At 44.7% G+C, this 22227-nt stretch carries 24 protein-coding genes; 9 read left to right on the top strand and 15 right to left on the bottom strand.

The features are described 5' to 3' along the window. Window positions 1-32 precede the first annotated feature (32 nt). From VXP95_RS01790 to msrA, 4 genes are all read left to right on the top strand, one after another. Window positions 33-545 carry a dihydrofolate reductase gene (locus VXP95_RS01790; protein WP_416711276.1) on the top strand — a complete coding sequence of 171 codons (513 nt, stop codon included), beginning with the start codon at window positions 33-35 and terminating at the stop codon, window positions 543-545. Window positions 546-571: 26 nt separating this feature from the next. Continuing rightward, on the top strand, window positions 572-1615 hold the full coding sequence (locus tag VXP95_RS01795) for a DUF4105 domain-containing protein (protein ID WP_416711277.1): 1044 nt from the start codon (window positions 572-574) through the stop codon (window positions 1613-1615). A gap of 106 nt (window positions 1616-1721) precedes the next feature. Beyond that, complete coding sequence (locus VXP95_RS01800) at window positions 1722-2183, top strand: META domain-containing protein (RefSeq protein WP_064102240.1); 462 nt, start codon at window positions 1722-1724, stop codon at window positions 2181-2183. A 103-nt stretch (window positions 2184-2286) separates the two neighbouring features. Beyond that, window positions 2287-2811: a peptide-methionine (S)-S-oxide reductase MsrA gene (gene msrA, locus VXP95_RS01805; protein ID WP_416680440.1), complete on the top strand. Its 525-nt coding sequence runs from the start codon at window positions 2287-2289 to the stop codon at window positions 2809-2811. A 64-nt stretch (window positions 2812-2875) separates the two neighbouring features. Here the strand turns inward: msrA and VXP95_RS01810 are convergent, their stop codons facing one another. From VXP95_RS01810 to VXP95_RS01830, 5 genes are all read right to left on the bottom strand, one after another. Beyond that, window positions 2876-3280, bottom strand: a complete 405-nt coding sequence (locus VXP95_RS01810) for an ExbD/TolR family protein (protein ID WP_416680442.1) — start codon at window positions 3278-3280, stop codon at window positions 2876-2878. Then, on the bottom strand, window positions 3280-3903 hold the full coding sequence (locus tag VXP95_RS01815; RefSeq protein ID WP_064094843.1) for a MotA/TolQ/ExbB proton channel family protein: 624 nt from the start codon (window positions 3901-3903) through the stop codon (window positions 3280-3282). The genes VXP95_RS01810 and VXP95_RS01815 overlap by 1 nt, the downstream gene beginning before the upstream one ends. A gap of 25 nt (window positions 3904-3928) precedes the next feature. After that, window positions 3929-4699: a TonB-dependent receptor gene (locus tag VXP95_RS01820; RefSeq protein ID WP_416680444.1), complete on the bottom strand. Its 771-nt coding sequence runs from the start codon at window positions 4697-4699 to the stop codon at window positions 3929-3931. A 193-nt stretch (window positions 4700-4892) separates the two neighbouring features. Then, complete coding sequence (purU, locus tag VXP95_RS01825) at window positions 4893-5759, bottom strand: formyltetrahydrofolate deformylase (protein ID WP_064094845.1); 867 nt, start codon at window positions 5757-5759, stop codon at window positions 4893-4895. Window positions 5760-5807: 48 nt separating this feature from the next. Further along, window positions 5808-6539 carry a TetR/AcrR family transcriptional regulator gene (locus VXP95_RS01830; RefSeq protein ID WP_064094846.1) on the bottom strand — a complete coding sequence of 244 codons (732 nt, stop codon included), beginning with the start codon at window positions 6537-6539 and terminating at the stop codon, window positions 5808-5810. Between the two features lie 114 nt (window positions 6540-6653). Here VXP95_RS01830 and VXP95_RS01835 point away from each other — a divergent pair, with 114 nt between their 5' ends. The 4 genes from VXP95_RS01835 to VXP95_RS01850 all read left to right on the top strand — a co-directional run bounded on the left by VXP95_RS01835 (window position 6654) and on the right by VXP95_RS01850 (window position 10523). Continuing rightward, a complete protein-coding gene (locus tag VXP95_RS01835; protein ID WP_064094847.1) occupies window positions 6654-8102 on the top strand; it encodes a coniferyl aldehyde dehydrogenase in 1449 nt (482 codons plus the stop codon). 165 nt (window positions 8103-8267) lie between these two features. Next, window positions 8268-8504, top strand: a complete 237-nt coding sequence (gene rpmB, locus VXP95_RS01840) for a 50S ribosomal protein L28 (RefSeq protein ID WP_000048256.1) — start codon at window positions 8268-8270, stop codon at window positions 8502-8504. 12 nt (window positions 8505-8516) lie between these two features. Further along, window positions 8517-8672, top strand: a complete 156-nt coding sequence (rpmG, locus tag VXP95_RS01845) for a 50S ribosomal protein L33 (protein ID WP_001205031.1) — start codon at window positions 8517-8519, stop codon at window positions 8670-8672. Between the two features lie 135 nt (window positions 8673-8807). Beyond that, window positions 8808-10523, top strand: a complete 1716-nt coding sequence (locus tag VXP95_RS01850; RefSeq protein WP_144724533.1) for a cation:proton antiporter — start codon at window positions 8808-8810, stop codon at window positions 10521-10523. Between the two features lie 168 nt (window positions 10524-10691). Here VXP95_RS01850 and VXP95_RS01855 read toward each other — a convergent pair whose 3' ends face one another. The 4 genes from VXP95_RS01855 to VXP95_RS01870 all read right to left on the bottom strand — a co-directional run bounded on the left by VXP95_RS01855 (window position 10692) and on the right by VXP95_RS01870 (window position 14092). Then, window positions 10692-10970 carry a hypothetical protein gene (locus tag VXP95_RS01855; protein WP_064094849.1) on the bottom strand — a complete coding sequence of 93 codons (279 nt, stop codon included), beginning with the start codon at window positions 10968-10970 and terminating at the stop codon, window positions 10692-10694. 105 nt (window positions 10971-11075) lie between these two features. Continuing rightward, entirely contained in the window at window positions 11076-11579 is a 504-nt protein-coding gene (locus tag VXP95_RS01860) for a DUF6586 family protein (RefSeq protein ID WP_064094850.1), read from the bottom strand. A 189-nt stretch (window positions 11580-11768) separates the two neighbouring features. Next, on the bottom strand, window positions 11769-12020 hold the full coding sequence (locus VXP95_RS01865) for an RNA recognition motif domain-containing protein (protein ID WP_416711279.1): 252 nt from the start codon (window positions 12018-12020) through the stop codon (window positions 11769-11771). A gap of 83 nt (window positions 12021-12103) precedes the next feature. Next, complete coding sequence (locus VXP95_RS01870) at window positions 12104-14092, bottom strand: ATP-dependent helicase (protein ID WP_416711280.1); 1989 nt, start codon at window positions 14090-14092, stop codon at window positions 12104-12106. A 223-nt stretch (window positions 14093-14315) separates the two neighbouring features. Between VXP95_RS01870 and VXP95_RS01875 the strand changes: the two genes are divergently transcribed. Further along, on the top strand, window positions 14316-15452 hold the full coding sequence (locus VXP95_RS01875) for a S41 family peptidase (RefSeq protein WP_416705504.1): 1137 nt from the start codon (window positions 14316-14318) through the stop codon (window positions 15450-15452). A gap of 25 nt (window positions 15453-15477) precedes the next feature. Here VXP95_RS01875 and VXP95_RS01880 read toward each other — a convergent pair whose 3' ends face one another. The 6 genes from VXP95_RS01880 to VXP95_RS01905 form a co-directional block, all read right to left on the bottom strand. Further along, window positions 15478-16620, bottom strand: coding sequence for a glycerate kinase (locus VXP95_RS01880; RefSeq protein ID WP_179993118.1), 1143 nt, complete (start codon window positions 16618-16620; stop codon window positions 15478-15480). A 73-nt stretch (window positions 16621-16693) separates the two neighbouring features. Continuing rightward, window positions 16694-17266, bottom strand: coding sequence for an HdeD family acid-resistance protein (locus tag VXP95_RS01885; protein ID WP_179993119.1), 573 nt, complete (start codon window positions 17264-17266; stop codon window positions 16694-16696). A 131-nt stretch (window positions 17267-17397) separates the two neighbouring features. Beyond that, window positions 17398-18156: a hypothetical protein gene (locus VXP95_RS01890; protein WP_180010920.1), complete on the bottom strand. Its 759-nt coding sequence runs from the start codon at window positions 18154-18156 to the stop codon at window positions 17398-17400. 5 nt (window positions 18157-18161) lie between these two features. Continuing rightward, a complete protein-coding gene (locus VXP95_RS01895; RefSeq protein ID WP_064094856.1) occupies window positions 18162-18968 on the bottom strand; it encodes an NYN domain-containing protein in 807 nt (268 codons plus the stop codon). Between the two features lie 92 nt (window positions 18969-19060). Continuing rightward, on the bottom strand, window positions 19061-21703 hold the full coding sequence (topA, locus tag VXP95_RS01900) for a type I DNA topoisomerase (protein WP_416680458.1): 2643 nt from the start codon (window positions 21701-21703) through the stop codon (window positions 19061-19063). Between the two features lie 30 nt (window positions 21704-21733). Next, window positions 21734-22183: an ammonium transporter gene (locus VXP95_RS01905; protein WP_144724526.1), complete on the bottom strand. Its 450-nt coding sequence runs from the start codon at window positions 22181-22183 to the stop codon at window positions 21734-21736. Window positions 22184-22227: the final 44 nt, after the last annotated feature.

A 22227-nucleotide genomic window follows, 5' to 3' on the forward strand; every position in this document is an offset into this window, starting at 1 on the left:
GAACTTTGGGTTTGATGAGAAGGATTCAATACATGTCATTTCAAGATTTAGAAGTTGTACACGTCGTGGCAATGGATCAGCAGCGCTGTATTGGCAAGGACAACGACCTGCCTTGGCATATCTCCGCAGATCTTAAACATTTCAAGGAAATCACTCAGGGCGGCGTAATTGTGATGGGTCGCAAAACGCTTGAATCCATGGGCCGTGCCCTGCCCAAACGTGTGAACTGGGTGATTACCCAGGATGCCGACTGGTCTTTTGAAGGCACTAAAGTTGCGCATACGATTGAGGATGCCTTGAACCAGGCTGTAGCAGATGTAAAAGCCTCGGAAAATCCGAAGTCCATTTATATTATTGGCGGCGGCGAAATATTTAAACAGACCCTGGATATCGCTGATCGTCTGGAACTCACCCATGTCGAACTGGATGTAAAAGGTCATGCCTATTACCCGGAGATTCCGGCCGAGTTTGAAAAAGTTGCATCAGAACAACATATTGATGACAAATCCGGTATTGCATTTGAGTTCGCAACATACAGAAAATAAAGCCTATTTTCTATAAAAGATTGAGCATGCAAGGACGCAAAAAACCGGAAAAGCATTGGAGCCTGTGGTTACTCGGCAGTCTGTTTAGTTTATTTGTCCTGTGTTCAAGCTTGTGGTTAAGCCTGATGCTCTGGGTACAACAGCCTTTGGGTAAAATTGGCAGCATAATTCTGATAGGTCTTTGGCTCACATTTGCACTGGTTGTTCTCGGAATTTATTTTACTCGGCATCTGATTTCCCGCCAGGTGGATACCGTACTCTATCTGCTGGCCTTTCTGTTCAGCTTGTTGGCTTACTTCAGCATGGAGCCACGTCAGGATCGTGACTGGAACCCTGAAGTTTCCAGGCTGCTCTCCTATGAACAGCGAGGCAATCTGGTCACCCTGCACAATATCCGTAATTTCGACTGGCAACCGGATGGCCGCTATACTGAGCGCTGGGAAAGCCGCAGTTTTGATCTGAACCAGATTACCGGAGTGAATATCATCACGTCTTACTGGATGGGACCAAAAATTGCTCATACTCTGGTCAGCTTCGATTTTGCTAATCAAAAGCCACTCACCTTTTCGATTGAAATCCGCAAGGAGAAGAATGAGAATTTTTCAGCGATAGGTGGCTTTTTCCGAAAATATGAATTGAGTCTGGTGGCATCGGACGAAAAGGATATCATTTATACTCGCAGCAATGTCCGCGGCGAACAGGTCTATTTCTTTCCGGTAAAGATGCCACAAGCTCAAGCCAAAGCATTATTTGTGGAATATCTCCATCAGGTCGATGCACTGGCCAAACAGCCGAAATGGTACAACACCCTGACCAGTAACTGTACTACGCTGGTCTTTGATATGGTGCAGGCAGTTTCGCAACAACAATTGCCCTCAGATTATCGGTTACTTGCCTCCGGCTATTTACCGAACTATCTTTATGATCTGAAAGTACTGGATCAGTCCTGGGATATGCATACCTGGTATCAGCGAGCACACGTTAATCCACGGGTGAAACAGACCGCCGAGCTGTCCAGTCAGGATTATTCACATCTGATCCGGCAGGGCCTGCCAAAACCAGACATGTGATAACTCTACAGTAATATCCACTTCAATAAAGATACAAAATCAACTGGAACCTTAATCATTTTTTTGTTTAGATACAAATGGCTAATCTATGATCAGGGTATCTCTCATGCTAAAAAAATTAACTGCCATCGCCATTTTAGGTTCGGTCTTAACGGTCATGGGTTGTGAAACTGTCCCATCTACCGCCACCACACAAACCGCGAATCATTTACAACTTTTGCAGAATCGCACTTGGATCGCTACCCAGATTGGCAATACTGAAATCAAGACAGTACCAGCAGCAAGCAATATTCCAAGCCTGCAATTTGATGCCAGCACCCAGCGTGTTTCAGGTTCAGATGGCTGTAACCGGATCATGGGCAGCTATACAGCGGGTAAAGACACCTTGAATTTGAGTCAAATGGCCACTACACGCATGGCCTGTATGAATAATGGTCAACTAGATCAAAAATTTAATGAAGCTTTAAGCAAAGTGACGCATTATCAAGTATATGGAAAAACATTGAAACTGTTGGATCGACATGGCAACTTGTTAATCCAGCTGGAAAGTGCGGTTCAGCCACGCTAATAAGCCTCCTACAAAAAGCCTGCATTTACAGGCTTTTTTATCTTTCATACTGGTGGGCTAGAATTAAACCATCAGCCTATTTCAATTGAATGAGGAATCAACCATGCAACAAGCACTTTTCGGTGGTGGATGCTTTTGGTGTACTGAGGCGGTATTTTTACAAATCCAGGGAGTCCAGCAGGTTCTGAGTGGCTATGCAGGTGGCCATACGACTAATCCCAATTATGATGACGTGTGCGGGGGTGAAACCGGACATGCTGAAGTGATTCTGATCGATTTCGATGAAAACCAGATCAGTTATACACAGTTACTTGATGTATTTTTTGCAACCCATGATCCAACAACCTTGAACCGTCAGGGCAATGACGTTGGCACCCAATATCGTTCTGTGATTTTTTATCTGAATGATGAGCAACAACAACAGGCACAGCAGGCGATTGATGCCCTGAAAGCCGATGGTATCAATATCGTGACTGAACTCAGCCCTGCCCCGACTTTTTATCCTGCAGAAGAATATCATCAGAACTTCTTTGCCAAGAATCCCACTCAAGGCTATTGCAATTTTGCCATTCCACCAAAATTGAACAAATTACGCAGTAAGTTTACAACCTTGTTAAAAACTCATTAAGTTTCATGAAAAATAGGCATAAAAAAAGCGACTGCAATCAGTCGCTTTTTTTACTCACTGAATCTTAGTTATCAGTTGCAAAAGCGATATCGCTGAGTCCGGCTCCACTCGCGCGCGACATGACTTGCGCCACCGCATCATAACGTGATTCTTTATCTGCTTTCAGCACAATCGTCGGCTGACGTTCAGACTGTCCGGCTTCATTGAAGCGGGTTTCAAGCTGCTCTAACGTCAGTACATCGCCATTCCAGGCAATGTCACCTTCTGCATTGATACTGATGGTGACATTTTCAGGCGGCAGATCGATAATTTCCGCAGTAGTTTGTGGCAAGGTTAATGGAATTGACGGGTTCGCAACGGTTGCTGTCACCAGAAAGATGATCATCAATACCAACATAATGTCGATGAGTGGAATGAGGTTCATCTCATTCATGCCTACATCGTTGTCTTCACCCAGTTGAAAAGCCATTAAGCTTGACCTCCCACGAAACTTTGTTGCGTAATCTGCGCATCAGATTTTTTTGCAGCAGATTCCTGTTGCAGCATGGTATCAATCAACAGACCATGCGCCTGATCTTGCAGTTCATGTGCCAGGCCACGATTCATACGCACACAGATGTTATATGCCAGTACCGCAGGAATCGCGACGGCCAGACCCAATCCGGTCATAATCAAGGCCTCACCGACTGGGGTTGCTACTTGTGCAAGGCCAGCCTGACCACTTTTACCAACCGCAACCAGTGCATGGAAAATTCCCCATACCGTACCGAACAAACCGACAAAAGGTGAAATTGAAGCAATTGTACCAAGAACCGATACACCTTTTTCGGCATTGGCTTTCTCTGCTGAAATCTGGCGTAACAGCGCCTGTTCTGCCACTGCCTTACGCTGTTCAAAGCCCAAAGGAGCCAGTTTGGTTTTCAGTTTTTCCAATGCCTGAGATAACTGAGCATAGGCAATCTGTTTCAATTGGCGAGTGCCCATCAAACGCAGCACAAAAATGGTCCATGTCGCAATCGACATTGCCAATAACACAAAATACAGCGTTTTACTGACTGCATCAGCGTGTTGCCAATAAACTGAAAAGTTCATATTCGAACTCCTAATGGGTTAGCCGTTATTTAACCTGAAAATCGAAAGGCTGTTCCACACGGGTTGGATAAGCCACACCATTTTCAACATATTTGGTGAGTTGTGCACGACGTACCGCTGCTTCTACTTTGCGCGTTACTGCCGGGCTACAATCTGAGTTTCGTGCAGTCGCGGAGACCACTTTGCCCTGTTCATTTGCTGCCACGTCCACTACTAGCGAACAGGCTGATTTTAATTCACTCGAAGATAATGAAACTTTCGGTGAACGCTTCCAAGAAACACCTCCGCCAATCGATACACTTTTCGGTGATGGAGGTGCAGCAGGTGCAGGGGGCGCCACAGGTGCAGGTGGTGCAACTGGAGCGGGTGCCGGTTTTACTTTAGTTTCAGTGACCACGGTTGGCACTACCGGAGCCGGAGTCGGTTTTGCTTCAACTGGCGGTGCTGTGACTACTTTAGGCGCTTCCACCTTTTTCACCTGTTCAATTTTTTCTACTTTTTTGGGTGGCGGTAGCAGCGGTTTTTCTACAATTTTGACTTCTTTTTTAGGCTTAGGTGGCTCTTTTTGTGGCTCGGCCTTTGGCTTTGGCGGTAAAGGTTTCGGTGCCTCCTGAAGTTTGACAAAGCGCACTTTTAAGGGCTGCTTATCAATGGGTGTCAGTTCAGGCGCTTTCATCTGGCTGATCGCATATAACACCCCCACATGCCCAACAAGTACAGCCGCAACGATAGAGATGATTTTCTTTTTCATCTGATTCGGCGGTGTAGGCATTTGGGGCGCAGCAACTTGACTCATTAAATCTATTACCTTGAGGAGATGATGTGAAACAAACTATCAAGCTCATCGGTTAGCACAATTAAAGTATGCCAATAATAAATGAGAAGTGTTTTCATTTGCAACTGCTAATCTTAGCTTTGACTGATTTTTTTTGCATCAAAACAAAAAAAGGCACACTAAAAGTATGCCTTTTTAAAATCCAATGCAAGTCTTATTGGAACACGACAGTCTTGTTACCATCGACAATAATACGGTCTTCCAGATGCCATCTGACCGCACGGGCCAATACATTACGCTCTACATCTTGACCCAGTTCACGTAACTGTTCAACAGTAAAGTCATGGTTCACGCGCTCCACATCCTGCTCGATGATTGGTCCCTGATCCAGATCAGCTGTCACGTAGTGGGCAGTTGCACCAATCAGTTTGACACCCTTGTCATAAGCCTGCTTGTACGGATTGGCACCCACGAAAGCTGGCAGGAATGAATGGTGGATATTGATCACTTTCATTTCCCACTTGCTGACAAACTCTTCATCCAGAATCTGCATATAACGCGCCAGTACCAACAGGTCATTGCCCTGCATCAACTGGTCAATTTCTTCATAAGCCTCACGCTTGTTGTCTTTGGTTACTGGCACCACTTCAAATGGAATACCAAAGTTTTCAACTGCTTCGCGTAAGGTCTCGTGATTCGATACCACTTTGGTAATTTCACAAGGTAAACCACCACGTGCATGACGCCATAATAGTTCCAGCAAGGCATGATCAACCTTGGACACCAGAATACCGACTTTCTTCACATCACTGACCAGAGCCAGACGCCATTGCATGCTATAGCGTTCCGCTACATTCGCTGCAAAAGTCTGGATAATGCTTTCTTTGCGACTTTGAAGATTATCTAATTCAAATTCAACGCGCATGAAATAACGTCCGCCCTGCGCTGCTGTCGCATATTGGTCAAGCGCAGTAATGTTAGCACCTTGATGATACAAGAAGCTTGAAACAGCCTGCACGATGCCCGGCTTGTCTTCACAAGTAATCAATAAACGTGCGGTGTTAGCAGTCGTCATATTCATGTTGGTTTAAGTCACTAATCAGTTAAATTAAAAAATAAGCCGAGTATTCTAGCGCGTTTCTTGGATATTCTGAATAGTTTGTTCAGATTCAGCGTCTTTAGCAGCCGACAGGCTGGCAAAAAGTTCGGAAGAGCCCAGACTATTCAATAACCCTTCATAGGTTTGACGACTTTCGCCACGCAAATAGGCCCCTTCCAAGAATACCATCTGGCGCAGTGCCTGCCAGACCCATTTTTCTTCCAGCGTATTGGAATCGGTCAGATGGCCTGACATATACAGGAAGTTGGTCCAGTTGGTCAGTACAATCCACAGGTTGATGATCAGGGCTTCAATTTCTGAATCGGTCATTTCCATCAGGCCTGCATTGACAAAGCCTTTATAGATTTTCTGGCCCTGCTGCATCACCTGTCCGGCAAAGCGGGGATACAACTTACGAAAATCTTCGTTATTTTCTACCAGATGATAGACATCCCGATGCAGGAAACGATAAGCCCATAGCTGACTACTCAGTACCTGAAAGTAATGCACCTTGTCATTGGCGTCCAGCGCACGGTCATCCGGCAAGGCCAGCATCTCCAGCGTTTGCTGCTGGTACTGTTCCATCAATTCTTTAATAATTTCATTTTTATTGCGGAAATGATAATACAGGTTGCCTGGGCTCATGCCGAGTTCAGCCGCAATGTGATTGGTGGTGACGGACCGTTCGCCACGCTCATTAAACAGCTGCAAACTAAGCTGCAAGATACGCTCTTTAGTTTTTAAGGTTTTGGTTTGGGACATCCTAAAATAACCATTCAGTTCGTGCATTAGCAGGCTAACACACAAAGTCACTTGACTAATTAGAGTATTTGCTCTAAAAATTAATTAATCGATTTTTGAATATGGTAGTGCGGCATGAACAGTCACACAAAAACAACATCAATGACACCACATTTCTTTGATAGCCAGTACCTCAATGAAGTCTTGGCACAACAAAAACACGCTTACTTACACTACCCTCTGCCAACTGCAAAGGAACGTATCGATCGTTTAGCTCGGCTTAAGCGTATCTTAGTTAAGTATCAAGATCAATTTGCTGAAGCAATTAATCAGGACTATGGTAACCGTTCGATCGGGGAAACCAAAATTGGTGAACTGCTCACCTGTCTGGAACATGTCAAATATTACAGTAAAAACCTGACCCGCTGGATGAAACCCTCCAAACGTCATGTCGGCATTATTCACCAGCCAGCCAAGGCATGGGTACAATATCAGCCTTTGGGCGTAGTCGGAATTATTGCACCGTGGAATTATCCGCTGCTACTGTCTATCGGTCCGCTGATCTGCGCTCTGGCTGCAGGTAACCATGCCATGATCAAGATTTCCAGTGCATCGGCTGCCTTTGGTGCAGTGCTGGAAAAAGCCCTGGCCGAAGCCTTTCCGAAAGAATTGGTCGCGGTGGTGAATGGTGGCGGTGTCATCTCGGATGCATTCTGCCGTTTGCCGTTCGATAAGTTAATTTTCACCGGCTCGACGGCAGTCGGTAAAACCGTGATGGCGGCGGCTGCCGAAAATCTGGTGCCAGTGATTCTGGAACTCGGTGGTAAATCACCGGTACTGGTGCATCCATCCATTGATCTGCGTGATGTGGCTCAGCGTGTCGCCGTTGGCAAGCTCTGGAATGCTGGCCAGACCTGTGTGGCACCCGACTATATGTTCCTGCCACGTGGCAAGACGGCTGAATTTATTGATCATTTTAAGGCTTGCGTAGAAAGCATGTATCCGGATATCACCCATAACCAGGATTACACTTCGATTATCAATGACAAACAATATAATCGTCTGCAAGGTTATCTGGATGATGCACGCGAGCAGGGTGCGCAAGTCATTGAAATTAATCCGCGCAGTGAAAATTCGGCTGATCTGCGCAAGATTGCACCGACCATCGTGACCAATGTCACTCCAATGATGCAGATCATGCAGCATGAAATCTTTGGCCCACTGCTTCCAATCATGGAATATGATCAAATTGATGATGTCATCGACTTTATTAATAGCCGTCCGCGTCCACTTGCTTTATACTACTTCGACTTTGATCAGGCGCGTGCTGATTATGTCGCACAGCGTACCCATTCAGGGCATTTTGGGCAAAATACGGTACTGACCCATGTTGCACAGGACGACTTACCATTTGGGGGTGTCGGTGCATCAGGTATGGGTAAATACCACGGTCCAGAGGGCTTCTTCAGTTTGTCGCATGAACGCTCAGTAATGTCGAATCCAAAGCTGTATAGCTTGAAATACATTCTGCCGCCGTTCAATAAACCGATTCACAAGCTGATTTCGAAGACCCTTCTCCGCTAAATGATCAAGGCATGAGCTATCGATATAGTTCGTGCCGCGTTTTGACGGAAATCGCTTGTCTTTTAAGCGCATTTTTGATATAAAACGCCCCTTGAATGATTTCAATCCGTTTATTTTTGACTGGCCATACAGATTTGCTGTTGGCTAAATCAATGGAGTTACACCATGTCTAAGGTTTGCCAAGTTACCGGCAAGCGTCCAGTCGTTGGTAACAACGTCTCACACGCCAACAACAAAACTAAGCGCCGGTTCGAGCCGAACCTGCACCACCACCGTTTCTGGTTAGAAAGCGAAAAACGTTTTGTACGTCTTCGTTTAACCACTAAAGGTATGCGTATTATCGACAAATTGGGCATTGAAAAGGTTGTTGCTGACCTGCGTGCTCAAGGTCAAAAGATCTAAGGAGTCTGAACCATGCGTGATAAAATTCGCTTAGTTTCTTCAGCTGGTACAGGTTATTTCTATACCACGACTAAGAACAAACGTACTATGCCGGAAAAAATGGAAATCAAAAAATTTGATCCAAAAATCCGTCAACACGTAATCTTCAAAGAAGCTAAAATCAAATAATTTTAGTTTCTTTAAAAAAGCGGCCTTTTCAGGTCGTTTTTTTTTGCACTTTTTTTATCCGGCTTGATAAACTTTCTGAATGTTTTGGCATTTTTTGTGCTTATTTCCCAATAAACCTAACTAAAGGAGTATTTAGTGCCACATGATGTAGAGCTCATTATATTACTCGCTGTTGGTTTTGGCTTAGCTTTAGTCTTTGGCTATCTCGCAGCACGACTGCGTCTTCCCCCTTTGATCGGCTATTTGATTGCCGGTGTGCTGATTAGTCCTCATACGCCGGGTGTGGTCGGTGATATTCATCTGGCCAACCAGTTGGCAGAACTAGGCGTCATGTTCCTGATGTTTGGTGTCGGGATGCATTTCTCTCTGAACGATCTGATGCAGGTACGCCGGATTGCCCTGCCTGGTGCAATTTTACAGATTGCTGTCGCTACCCTACTCGGGGTAGGTGTCTCAATGCTGTGGGGCTGGAACTTTGGCTCAGCACTGGTCTTTGGCTTAAGCCTGTCCTGTGCCAGTACCGTGGTTCTACTCAAAGCGCTCGGAGATCGTGGCCTGCTGGATTCGATCAATGGCCGAATTGCAGTTGGCTGGTTACTGGTCGAAGATCTGGTGATGGTATTGGCGCTGGTCTTGTTACCTGCGACTGCAGTGCTACTCGGTGGTCAGGCCCTGGAAGGTGCAAGCGATGAAAATATCTGGCTCACCTTAGGCATTACCCTACTTAAAGTCGCAGGCTTTATTGCCTTCATGCTGATTATTGGTAAGCGCTTGATTCCAATGATCATACAGGTAGTGGCACGTCTTGGTTCACGTGAGCTGTTCACCTTAACCGTGGTGGCTGCTGCTGTTTCTATCGCCTTCGGCGCTTACAAGATTTTTGGCGTTTCTATGGCTCTGGGTGCGTTTTTTGCCGGTATGGTGGTAAAAGAGTCTGATTTCAGTCATCGCGCCGAAGAGGAAACTTTGCCACTGCGTGAAATTTTCTCGATTTTATTCTTTGTCTCCGTCGGCATGCTGTTTGATCCGCGCATCTTGCTGGAACAGCCCTTACATGTACTGGCAGTAGTGGGCATTATCATGATTGGTAAGACTATTGCAGCCATGGCACTGGTACTGTTCTTCCGTTATCCGATCAATACCGCTTTGACCGTCGGTGCTTCTCTGGCACAGATTGGTGAGTTCTCCTTTATTTTGGCTGCACTCGGTGTTTCGCTCAATCTGCTTTCGCTGGAAGGTCAAAACCTGATTCTGGCAGGTGCCTTGATTTCAATCACCCTCAACTCTTTCGTTTTCTCTGCGATTGAGCCGGTACAGAAATGGATTCGGGAACGCTCGACTCTGGCCCGCTTACTGGAACGCAGTGGTGACCCTTTGGCAATGTTACCGGATGAAGTCTCACAGGATTACCTGCGCGATCAGGTGGTCATTATTGGCCATGGTGAGGTGGGACGTCGCATTACCCGCTCATTGATGGAAGAGAACATCAAGGTGGTGATTGCCGAAGAAAACCGTGACATCGTAGAAAATCTGCGTAAAAAAGGTATTGCTGCGGTTTCCGGTATTGCCACTGAAGCTGGCGTTCTCATTCAGGCGCATATTCAGCACGCGCGCTTACTGGTCATTTCCCCTATGGATATTATCGATATCCATAAAATTGTCGACATTGCCAAGACTTTGAATCCGCAAATTCAAGTACTGGTCTGTGCAGAAAGTAAGGAAGAAGCTGAAGCGATCCGTCGGGATAATATTGGTGAGGTATATTATGCCAAAGAGGAAATGGCAAAAAATATGAGTAATCATATTTTAAACCAGATTGAAATCGCGCATCAGCATACGCCTTCTCATTAAAATTTTTCTTTGAATTCCTCCCTATAAAAAAGTTGCCAGATCCGGCAACTTTTTTATAGGAAAGCAGGCACTGAAGCTCTTTCTTGTACTTATAAATCCGCATCACTGCATTTCTGATAAAACCAAAAAAGCACACTGATCGTGTGCTTTTTAAATGGGTTTTAACGATTAACTCATATACTTTGGCTCTTCATCCACAACCTCAGCCTGCCATTCATTGACCTGCTGTTCCAGCAAGCCATATAAGGCCGCCTGAATCATCTGCTGCGCAACAAAAGGAGTCTGCTCTCCAAGTAGAGCTTTTACCTCGTCATTAAACTGAATCATCACCAAAGGCTGTTTATGTGAACCTGCATTGCGTAAAGCCAATGCGCCACCTTCAAGTTGAACGAGTTCTAAAATCGCGTCTTGATTACCAAATAAGTCTTTCAACTGTTCTATAGACATATATCCTCCACGTTCAACATGGCGGCAAAGAGCTGAATGCACTTTGCATCATTAGAGTAATTGATATAGGGTTAAAAATTGTAATTTCAAGTACAGCCGATCTGATTAAAATTCAATCATCTCATTACGAAACCCATCAATTAATTGGGTCAGGTCACGATGCCACTCTCTTAATATAGCAGTATCAGGTAACCATGCTTGTGGAGACTGTGTGACTTTAATGATGAGATTTGAAGAAGTTTCGTCTTCAGGTTCTGGGGTACTTGGTTCTGGCGCATACTGGCATAAACGATAGGCGCGTTTCAGTTCAGCAATGAAACCGCTTTTAGATAAATGCTGTAGCACAGTGACTTCTGGCGAAATCTGGCCTTTGGCCGCCATCAGTTCTTCAATTGATTTGAGGGTTGGATTAGGATCATTCAGGCGATAGTAACGTACCAGTTCCTGTAAAAATGCTAACAAGGCACCATGCAAATGAAAAACAGTTGCCTCACGCTGTGCTTGAGCCTGTTGTACATGTTCGGTTTGCTCTGCCTGCTGGCAGGAAAGACGGGCAAAATACAGTTTTTGATTGGTACGGTCCGCATGATAGCGAGCAACACGGGTCATCGAGATTTCCTAAGGGTTAAAACAAATTTTGGCTTTTATAAAGTAAAAGGTTCGCCTGCATTTCGCAATCAAAAGATGTTTAAACTGAATTCATCCAGATCCGACTTCAAAGCATTAAGCCCACTGAGCAAATTGAAATATCCTAAATTACAGCCATAAAAAAGGAGCATCATCTGCTCCTTTTTCTATTTACGCCTGTGGCTTTTCTTCAGCCTGTTTGACACGAATACCTGTGCCATGTAAGCGTAAAGTATTCAAGCCTTTAATGGCTTTGACTGCTTCACGGCCATGCGGCATTTCTACAAAAGCAAAACCTTTTGATTTACCTGTTGCTGCATCCAGCACCAAAGTACAGGTCTCCACTGTGCCATATTCCTGGAACAGTTTCAGTAATTCGGCTTCTGTGACTGTACGTTCTAAATTACGAACTAAAATTTTCATCTGACAACCTTAAGAAGATAGGCAAAAAATATCAAAAAGCACGCGCCTACTCTACTTTTTGCATGAAACAACTTTGCTATAGTTTAATCGAGATCAATGCCAAAATCTAAATTAATCGACTTGCGTTCAATCAAGGCACTTTTGACGGTTTGCTGCCGGGTTTTGTAATGAGTTTCCGTGGTGCATAACTGCCGGGTAAGATCATTCAGGAAATAGCTCTCGACTTTACGCCCCTGCTCATCGACCGTTTCCCGCGCCCAATGATTTAGGTTCTGTTTGGTCAGAATCAATTCATTTTTAGCCCGGGTCAATGCTACATACAGCACACGACGCTCTTCTTCGACATCATCAAAATCACCTTGGGCACGTGCATGCGGATAATTCCCCGGCGTGACATTGGCTACATAACATACATTTTGCTCGGTGCCTTTGGCTGAGTGAATGGTAATCAGCGTCACCACATCATGATCGGACTGACGTTCAATTTCCGAGATTGACACCGGATCCAGTACATATTCCTCTAAAAATTCACTCAGCTGCGAATGCTTGGACGCCAGCTGTTTGACCAGTTCAAAATCACTCTGGCGACGTGACCAGTCCTTTTTATAGTTTTCCGCCAGTTGAGATTCAATCGCCTGAATCGCAAGACTGACACAGGCTTGTACCTCACCTTTGAGCACATTCATCTGCTGCATAATCAGAATGGTTTCTAGCGGTATCTTGCCAAACTGTTCTAATTTCTTTGCAATCTGATCCATTTCAGGTTCAGCCAATAGCTGCTGTGACAGCTTGCTGGCACCTACATCACCTACACCATTCCACAGGGTTAAGAAACGCATCCAGGCAATATCATCCAATGGATTGGCGACCACCCGCAGCATGCTGAGCAAATCTTTGACATGCGCCGTTTCCAGCAGCTTCATGCCACCAATAAAGCGATATGGCACATTGGCCGCGATACAGGCCGCTTCAATATGCCGTGCGGCAAAGCTGGAACGAACCAGAACCATATGCTCGCCCCATTTGCTGCCTTGCAGATAATGGCGTTCTTTAATATCAATCGCAATCCATTTGGCTTCATCAAACTCATTCGGGAAGATATGCATACGCGGCTTAATGCCTTCTCCCCGATACGCTTCCAGACGTTTATCATATTTGATTTCAGACTGATCGAGCAGCCAGTTGGACAGATCCAGAATTTCCTGGGTCGAGCGGTAGTTTTTTTCTAATTTAAAAATTTGCGCATCTGGCACACGTTCTTTGAAATGGTGAATATTTTCAAAGTCTGCACCACGAAAGCCATAAATCGACTGGGCATCATCACCGACACAGAACAGGCTGATCCGGTCTTTGAGTGGCTCCAGCAAAGCCCATTGCAATGGATTGGTATCCTGCATTTCATCCACCAGCATATGTCGGCATATAGAAGCGACATAGTCGACCAGACCTTCGGACTGTGCCAGCGCCGTGGCAACTATCGCCAGAATATCGTCATAATCCAGAAAACTTCGCGCCTGCTTACGTGCTTCATATTCTTTCATGATTTCGGCAATCTGGTCCTTTAAGGTCAGATATTCCGGCATCTGTTTTTCCAGCGCCAGACTGAGTTTTTGCCGGGTGTTCCGAGCAAAGGAATACAAATCACATAATTCCTGAGGCTTAGGCAAATGATTGGGGTTCTTCTTGTCATCACGACCGCGAATCAGGCGGAACATCATCAGCTGATCATCACGATCAATAATCGAAAACTGTTCCAGACCAAAAGCTTTCGGAATACGGCGCAGCAGATACATACAGAAGGTATGAAAGGTCGAGGCTCGCAGTCCCTTGGCTTGTTCACCAAGTGCCAGTTCGACACGCGCCACAATTTCACTGGCAGCCCGGCGGGTAAAGGTCAGAATCTGAATCTGGTTGGCAGGCACGCCCTGTTCAATCAAGTAAGCTGCACGTGCCACGATGGTCTTGGTTTTGCCACAACCTGCCCCGGCCAGCACCAAACTGTGTTTTGCTTCTGTGGTCGCTGCTTGCTTTTGTTGGGGATTTAATTCATCAATCAGGGTGGCTAAACTCATAGTGTCTCAATGTACTAGGGAGAAAGATAGTTTAACAGAGCAGGCTAGATTCTGGGTGTTCTGCTGTTATTTTCCTTTTGATTTATTGTAGAACTCTTTTTTTGTTTCATGCATTTAAATACAACTAAGTTGATGTTTTACATTTGATTTTATAAGTTAAATATTGGTATAAAAATTGCTCAATAAATCTCGTATTTTTTAATAAAAACAAGGATGCTGCAACTTGCATACAACCTATAAAACACTCAGCGCTTTGATCATGAGCTTTGGCATGTATTCAAATTTACATGCAGAAACAGTTTCTATAGAAATGACACCCGAAGTCTGCTTAAAAGACCTTGAATATACCGCCCACCTCATCCTTGAAAATGATGCAGGGATTATTGCCAAAAGATGGACCACCTACCCTGAACAGATTCAACAGATTTTCAATCAACAAAAAGAAAAACTTCAGGGTGTAAAAACCGTTGTGGAGTGTCAAAAAATTATTCGACCTTTCATGAAATCCATTCGAAATGGTCATTTAGGTATTAGTATTCATCCAGATGCACAAGCAGCACAACAGCAATCTTCAGACACGCAAGTACCAATTGAAGTGATAACAGAAAATAAAGCTGAGAGAGTTACCACAAAAAAACTATCTGATTCCACCACCTTACTAACCATTTTATCTTTTGACTATGCTCTGTATGAAAAAATTCAGCAGGTGGTATCCAGTAATCAAGATAATCTTTTAAAAGCACCGTATTTGATTATTGACTTGCGTAACAATGGTGGCGGCAGTGACCAAACAGCTGAAGTATTATATAAGATTTTAGGGGAAGCGAAGTACTGGAATACCTCTCCACAAATTTATGCCTCCTCTACCAATATTGACGGATGGGAAGCATACAAAAGCTTTTTAACAGATGAAGATTCACTGACTCATCTCAATAAAACAATTAAAAAAATGCGTGAACAGCAAAATCAATGGGTCAGTATGAGTTCATACAAAGAATCGCAAGAGGTGGTTACAAGCAAAGATATTTTAGCAACACCGCAAAAGGTGGTAATCTTGATCGATAAAAATTGCGGTAGCTCATGCGAACAATTTGTATTAACTGCGCAGCAAAATCCTCGTGTGGTCACGATGGGGCGGCCAACCTATGGCGCTCTTGATGCCTCAAATGTGATGGAAAAGACCTCGCCTTCCAAGCAACTTCAAATTTACTATGCATCAACCTATATTCACCGCCCTGCAGGTAAAGAAATTGACGGCCTTGGCATCCCGCCAGCCATCAAACTACCAAAACCACAAAACCAAGCTGAATATAGTGCCGAAATTCAACTTGCACAGCGTTATTTAGAACAAGGTCTATAATGACTGTGATGTCTAGCTTTTAAACCTATTGTACTAAATCCAAATCAGCACAAACTTTCGAAACTGCTAATTGCAGATTTACTTCTGCATTTTTTAAGGCTTCTTCTAAAGGACAATCTGGTGGATTAATACCAATAATCTGGCTAAATCCTGATTCAAACAGATCCTCAATTCCTTCACCGACTAGACCCGCAAAAGCAATCACAGGTTTATTCAATTGTTTGGCCACTTGTGCCACCCCAAATGGTGTTTTACCGAATTTGGTTTGAAAATCAATTTTACCTTCACCAGTCAGGACATAATCTGCCTGAGCTATTTTCTCGCTCAATTGAACCTGTTCAATCATCAGTTCCACCCCGGAACGAATAGAGGCAGCGGTGAATGCCATTAAACCAAAACCCAGTCCACCGGCTGCACCCGCACCTGCAACATGACGATGATCATGGCCAATCTGCCTAGCGGCTACATCGGCAAAATGACCAAGGTTTTGATCCAGCTGCTTGACCATTTCCGGCATTGCCCCTTTCTGTGGGCCAAAGATTATCGATGCACCATGTGGTCCACACAGCGGATTATTGACATCTGATGCAATGATTATTTCAGTATCTGCTAAACGTGGATCCAGTCCAGATAAATCCATTGATTTGACCAGATCTAAGTTTCCACCACAGACCTGAATTGGCTCACCTACATGATTTAAAAACCGCACGCCCAGTGCCTGAGCCATCCCTGCACCAGCATCATTGGTAATACTGCCACCCAGCCCAATGATGATTTTTTTCACTCCCAGATCCAATGCCTGTTTAATCATCTCTCCTGTGCCATAGGTTGACGTGAACATCGGATTACGCTGTGAAGGTGGTAATAAATGAATGCCATTGGCCTTGGCCATTTCAATCACGGCGGTTTGACCTGCGTCCATTAAACCCCAATAGGTATGAATACGTTGCTCAAACAGTGGCCCGGTCACTTCACATGGAATTTGCTGTCCCCTTAGGCTTGAAATTAGCGCATCGACAGTTCCTTCACCACCATCAGCCATCGGTACCTGTATGATACAGGCATCCGGAATGACTTTCTGGATACCCCGCTGCATTGCTCCACATGCCTGTTGAGCACTCATACTTTCTTTAAAGGCATCTGGTGCAAGAACAAAGATTTTTGACATATAGCGACGATCACTCTTTTTGGTATCTCTACAGTATCAAAAAGAGTGTATATAATGCTCTTAAAACAAAGGATTAAACCTTAGAAGAACTTTTCGGAACCTCACGGCGAATATAGGAAGCAAGCATCAGGTAGTTAATACCCTGAAATAAAATATCAACGGCTAGAAACAAGCCCAACACCCAGAACGGAGCATCTGGTGTCCGCAAGATCATGATTCCGGCCAGGAGAGTCAGTATGCCGGAAAACAGGATCCAGCCCCATCCCGCCATTGGCCGGAATACAAAGGCATTTATTAAGCGGATGACTCCTGCAATAATCAGGATAATGGCCAGAACATTGGTTAGAACGATCGCGGTTTGCACGGGTGTGGTAAAAGCAAAATATCCGGCGACTAAATACAGCAGGCCAAATAAGGCCCAGAACCAGCGCATACCGCCCTCAAAAATCTTGAAGGATGCGATAATATGTAAGACCCCACCGACCATCATCAGCACGCCAAATATAAATACTGCAGATAAGGTTGCCACAGGTAAGGTCGCCAATAAGATCAAACCAAAAATAACCAGCAAGATACCAAAGAGCAGATACCATTTCCGGTTTCGATGTAAGGAATCGAATACAAGGTCATTACCTACTGTTTTCATTTTTATTCTTCTTGATGCTGTTCGTTTAATTTATCTTAAGCGATTTAATTGACCATACTGTATAAAAAATGCAACTTTCATGTCATGACTTCAAGCTGGCAACAGCTATGGGGTCAGTGACAAGGAGGTTGTTATTCTTTCCACCCAAGTTCAATGGCTGTGATCGCATTAATTAATGTCTGCTCTAAAGCATCTGGCATTTTGCTGGTCGTTTGAGAAGTGGGAATATGACCTGCCATCAGCTCTGCTTTGGCTTGCGGAAACAAAGGTTGCTGATCTGGAAATGCATAACCCACCGGATAAAGCGGCTGTCCTGTCGCTAAATCATATTTGTCCGAGGCCCCAAAAGCATGCAGCAACTCATGTACCAAGACAATTTTATTCTGTTCAGCCTGTTTTTTGGAGGCAAATAAATTGACTGATCCAATCCGGCCTTTTTGCAAGGCAGTTGAATGCCTTAATTGCTTGGTTTGTGCAGGATCATAATAATTTAAATATAAAGTCACACTAGGTGAACCATCAGTACTTTGATGCTGTTTCCAGGCATAAAAACGGAATTTCAAACTCCATAAAACGGTATCGATGAGTGAGGCCTGCTCAGGGACTTTCGGCGGTAAAGCGTTAAGTTCACGACCTAAATTAAAATAAAAATAAGTTGGCTGACCACGATATTGCTGTGCTGCTTTTTCCAGATATTCCCTGGCTCCATTCAGATCCTGACCCGACAGTTGCTGGATATATTGCTGTGTGGTCGGCAATCCATCAGCATTAATCGGATGTAGCAATACCATAACCGGTTTGGACCAGTTCTGATTTTGGTCCCGATAGGCATTGACTGCAACAATCAACAAGATGATTAATAAAATCAGAATCCGAATCTTTTTCCACATGGCAGTTACACGCTCTGTTTTTTTATTTTTCTTAAATACATCTGGCTCATTTCAATCTTGGTTTCAAAAAGATTTAGAGTTTTAATTAAACCTGACAATTTGGCTCTACCATAGTTACGAGAATCAAAATCAGGTTTTACTGCACTGATATACTGCCCGACCATACTTAAATTCGCCCAACCATTTTCATCCGCATTATCTTTTACAGCTTTATAAATCAGATTCAGCGTAGCCCGATCCATCCCTTCAGGAAGATTTGAATTTTCCTTAGGTGGAGTCACCATCTTATGGTCTAAAGATTTGTCAGAGCTTACTCCTTTCTTCGGGGAAGTATTAGCGAGTTCATCCTCTTCCTGCTGCTTGATATCAATGTCTGCAATCAAGTTTTCCACATAAATAAACTTATCACATGCTTTTTTAAAAGCTTCTGGAGTCGTTTTCTTTCCAAAACCATACACACTCAAGCCATTTTCACGGATTCTTGAGGCTAAAGGAGTGAAATCACTATCACTGGAGACGATACAGAAACCATCCAAAGCACCTGCATATAACAAGTCCATGGCATCAATAATCAGGATCATATCCGTGGCATCTTTACCCTTGGTATAGGCGAATTGTTGTACCGGAGTAATAGCAAGTGGAAGTAGCACATCTCGCCATTTCTTTAAAGTTTCGCTACTCCAGTCCCCATACACACGTTTGACACTGGCAATGCCATATTTCGCGACTTCTTCTAAGACTGATGAAATGGCATTGATGGAAGAATTATCGGCATCAATTAATACAGCAAACTTTTTGGTCTGAATATCCACATTTACCCCAAAATATTATTTTTAATTTTTTCTATAAATGATTCTGACATAAAAAATGCCGACTTTCGTCAGCATTTTTTCAATCTTGAAGTTTAGGCTTCCACCCATTTTCCGTCCTGATAAACCAGAGACCATTTGGTCTGCTTGCCTTCAGCATTTTCTGAACCAATATATTGTGACTGGTTCTTACGGCTAAATTTCACCAGCGTTGGATTCCCTTCAGGATCAACATCCGGTGCCTGCAAGATAAACTGGTATTTCGGGTCGAGCTGGTCGGCCACAGTACGCAACTCTGCCACTTTCGGTGCACGGGTTTCACGGACTTTCGGAAACTTGCTTGCTGCCAGGAACAAACCGGCTGCACCGTCACGCAGCACAAAGAAATCGTCATGCTTGGTAGAACGCAGATGTTCCATCTTGATCGGATCAACGCGTGGTGGTGCAGGCTGACCATTTTTCAGAACTTTGCGGGTATTGTCACAGCTGGTACAGGCAAAGTATGGACCAAAACGTCCCGTCTTCAGCTGCATTTCACCATCACATTTATCACATGGAATGCTCGGACCATCATAGCCCTTGATCTTGAACTCACCTTCTTCCAGCTCATAACCATCACAATCCGGGTTGTTTCCACAGATATGCAGTTTACGACCGCCATCAATCACATAGCTGTCCATTGCAGTGCCACAGACTGGACAACGTTTTTTTGACATCAGGTCTGCAGTTTCTGCCGCATCATCATCTGACAAGGCTGCCAGAGATTCAACCGGAGTTAGGTTTAGCGTGCCTTTACAACGTTCTTTGGGTGGCAGGTTATAACCCGAACAACCCAGGAATACACCCGTTGTTCCGGTACGGATCTGCATCGGACGGTCACATTCCTTACAATGTACCGCATCGACTTCCACAGGCTGATTGCGGCGCATGCCGTTTTCACCCTGTGCCGTGGTCAAACGCTGCTTGAAGTCGCCGTAGAAGCTGTCTAATAGCTCTTTCCAGTTACGTTCACCATCTGCGACTTTATCAAGCTGACCTTCAAGGTCTGCGGTAAAGTCATAGTTCATGAGGTTATTAAAGCTTTCATCCAGACGATCCGTCACGATCTCGCCCATCTTCTCGGCATAGAGACGACGGTTGTCCAGTTTCACATAACCGCGATCCTGAATGGTCGAGATAATCGCAGCATAGGTCGAAGGACGGCCAATGCCTTTCTTCTCGAGTTCTTTCACCAGCGAGGCTTCAGTAAAGCGTGCCGGTGGCTTGGTAAAATGCTGAGAAGGATCGAGCTTTTCAAGCTTTAATACTTCACCCACTTTCACAGCAGGCAACAGCACATCATCATCCGACTTGTTCTGACCGCGTACTTTAGTGAAACCGTCAAACACCAAGGTACGACCTTTGGCTTTGAGTTCTACCCCATTAGCATCCACTAAAATCGTTGATGATAAATATTCTGCAGGTGTCATCTGGCAGGCCACAAACTGACGCCAGATCAGGTCATACAGACGCTGTGCATCACGCTCTACACCGGCAAGACTATCGCCTTTGAGTGCGACATTCGATGGACGAATGGCTTCATGCGCTTCTTGAGCACCGGCTTTATTGCCATAACGGTTCGGCTTGGCAGGTAAATATTTTTCACCAAATTCAGATTCGATATGACCACGTACCATATTGACCGCATCATCACTCAAGAAGGTGGAGTCGGTACGCATATAGGTAATGAAACCGGCTTCATACAAACGCTGCGCCAGCATCATGGTTTTCTTCACCGAGAAGCCCAATCGGGTACTGGCGGCCTGTTGCAAGGTTGAAGTGATATACGGTGCGCTTGGATTGACCTTGGTCGGTTTATCTTCACGACTGATGACTTTGTATTCGGCATCTTTGATCAGGTTTAAAAGCGCATCAGTTTCATCTTTGTTGCGCAGTTTGAGCGTCTTGCCATTTTGCTTGACTGCTTCAAGACGAATATCATCTTTTTTCGTCTTGGTATCGGCAAATACCTGCCAGTATTCTTCAGGAATAAAAGCACGAATTTCACGTTCACGCTCAACCACCAGCTTTACTGCAACCGACTGTACCCGACCTGCGGACAGCCCCCGGGCAATTTTTTCCCACAGCAATGGCGAAATCATAAAACCTACCACGCGGTCGAGGAAGCGGCGTGCCTGCTGAGCATTGACTTTGTTGGTATCCAGACGTGCAGGATGCTTGAAGGCATCCTGAATGGCATTTTTGGTGATTTCGTTAAACACTACACGCTGATAACGCGAATCATCACCACCGATGACTTCTTTTAAATGCCAGGCAATCGCTTCCCCTTCCCTATCCATATCCGTTGCCAGATAGACTTCATCGACTTGCGATGCCAGTTTCTTAAGTTCGGCTACCACATGTTCTTTGCCCGGAAGGACTTCATATTTGGCTTTCCAGTCATGTTCCGGATCAACCCCCATGCGGTTAATCAGGGCCAGTTGTGATTTTTCAGCTTTTTCTGCATCTGTCAGTTTGGTACGTGTCGTCGGCTTTTTCTCTGTCGATTTTACAGAACCGCCTGTCGGCAAGTCACGTACATGACCCACCGATGATTTTACGATGTAGTTCGGACCAAGGTACTTATTGATTGTTTTCGCTTTTGCAGGCGACTCCACAATCACTAGGGCACGCTTACTTCCAGCGTCGGGAGACTTCGCTGTGCTGCTTTTTGATGTGGACCGAGGAGCGTTCGCCATAATTAACCGTTAATCCTGTTTATTTCTAAATTAAAGTTCAGCCAAAGCATGTAACAGTGCCTTGATGTCATCAAGTTGTGTTGCTCTAAGGTCAGATTCTTCATCCCAATACATGCCGACACAGTTGGCCTGCATATCAATAGCATAAATGCCTTTTAATGCAATGGGAAAATCTTTAAATTTCTCATCACCCTGCACAATTTCGAGTTTATTATCGACAACACGGGCGCGCATCAGGGGCAAACGGGCTTCCGGCATCAACACACTGTAGTACGCAACCATACTGGCACGGCTTTCAGTCGCCTTCGGGATTTTGGTCCAGTCTGGTGCCACTACCAAACGTGGATGCAGACCCATTTTACGGGCTTTGTCACGCATCAGTCCCAGAGCTTTTTCCCGAGGACTTACACGCAACCCGAAAATCGACCCTATAACGAAAATGATGATGACCACCGTCACCCAGATTCCAGTGTTTTCCATAGTTCAACCTTTATGTTCTATTATTAGAGTTGCATAAGCAGAAT

Origin of the sequence: Acinetobacter sp. 226, from assembly GCF_048147925.1 — a bacterium.
GTDB classification, from domain to species: Bacteria; Pseudomonadota; Gammaproteobacteria; order Pseudomonadales; family Moraxellaceae; genus Acinetobacter; species Acinetobacter pecorum.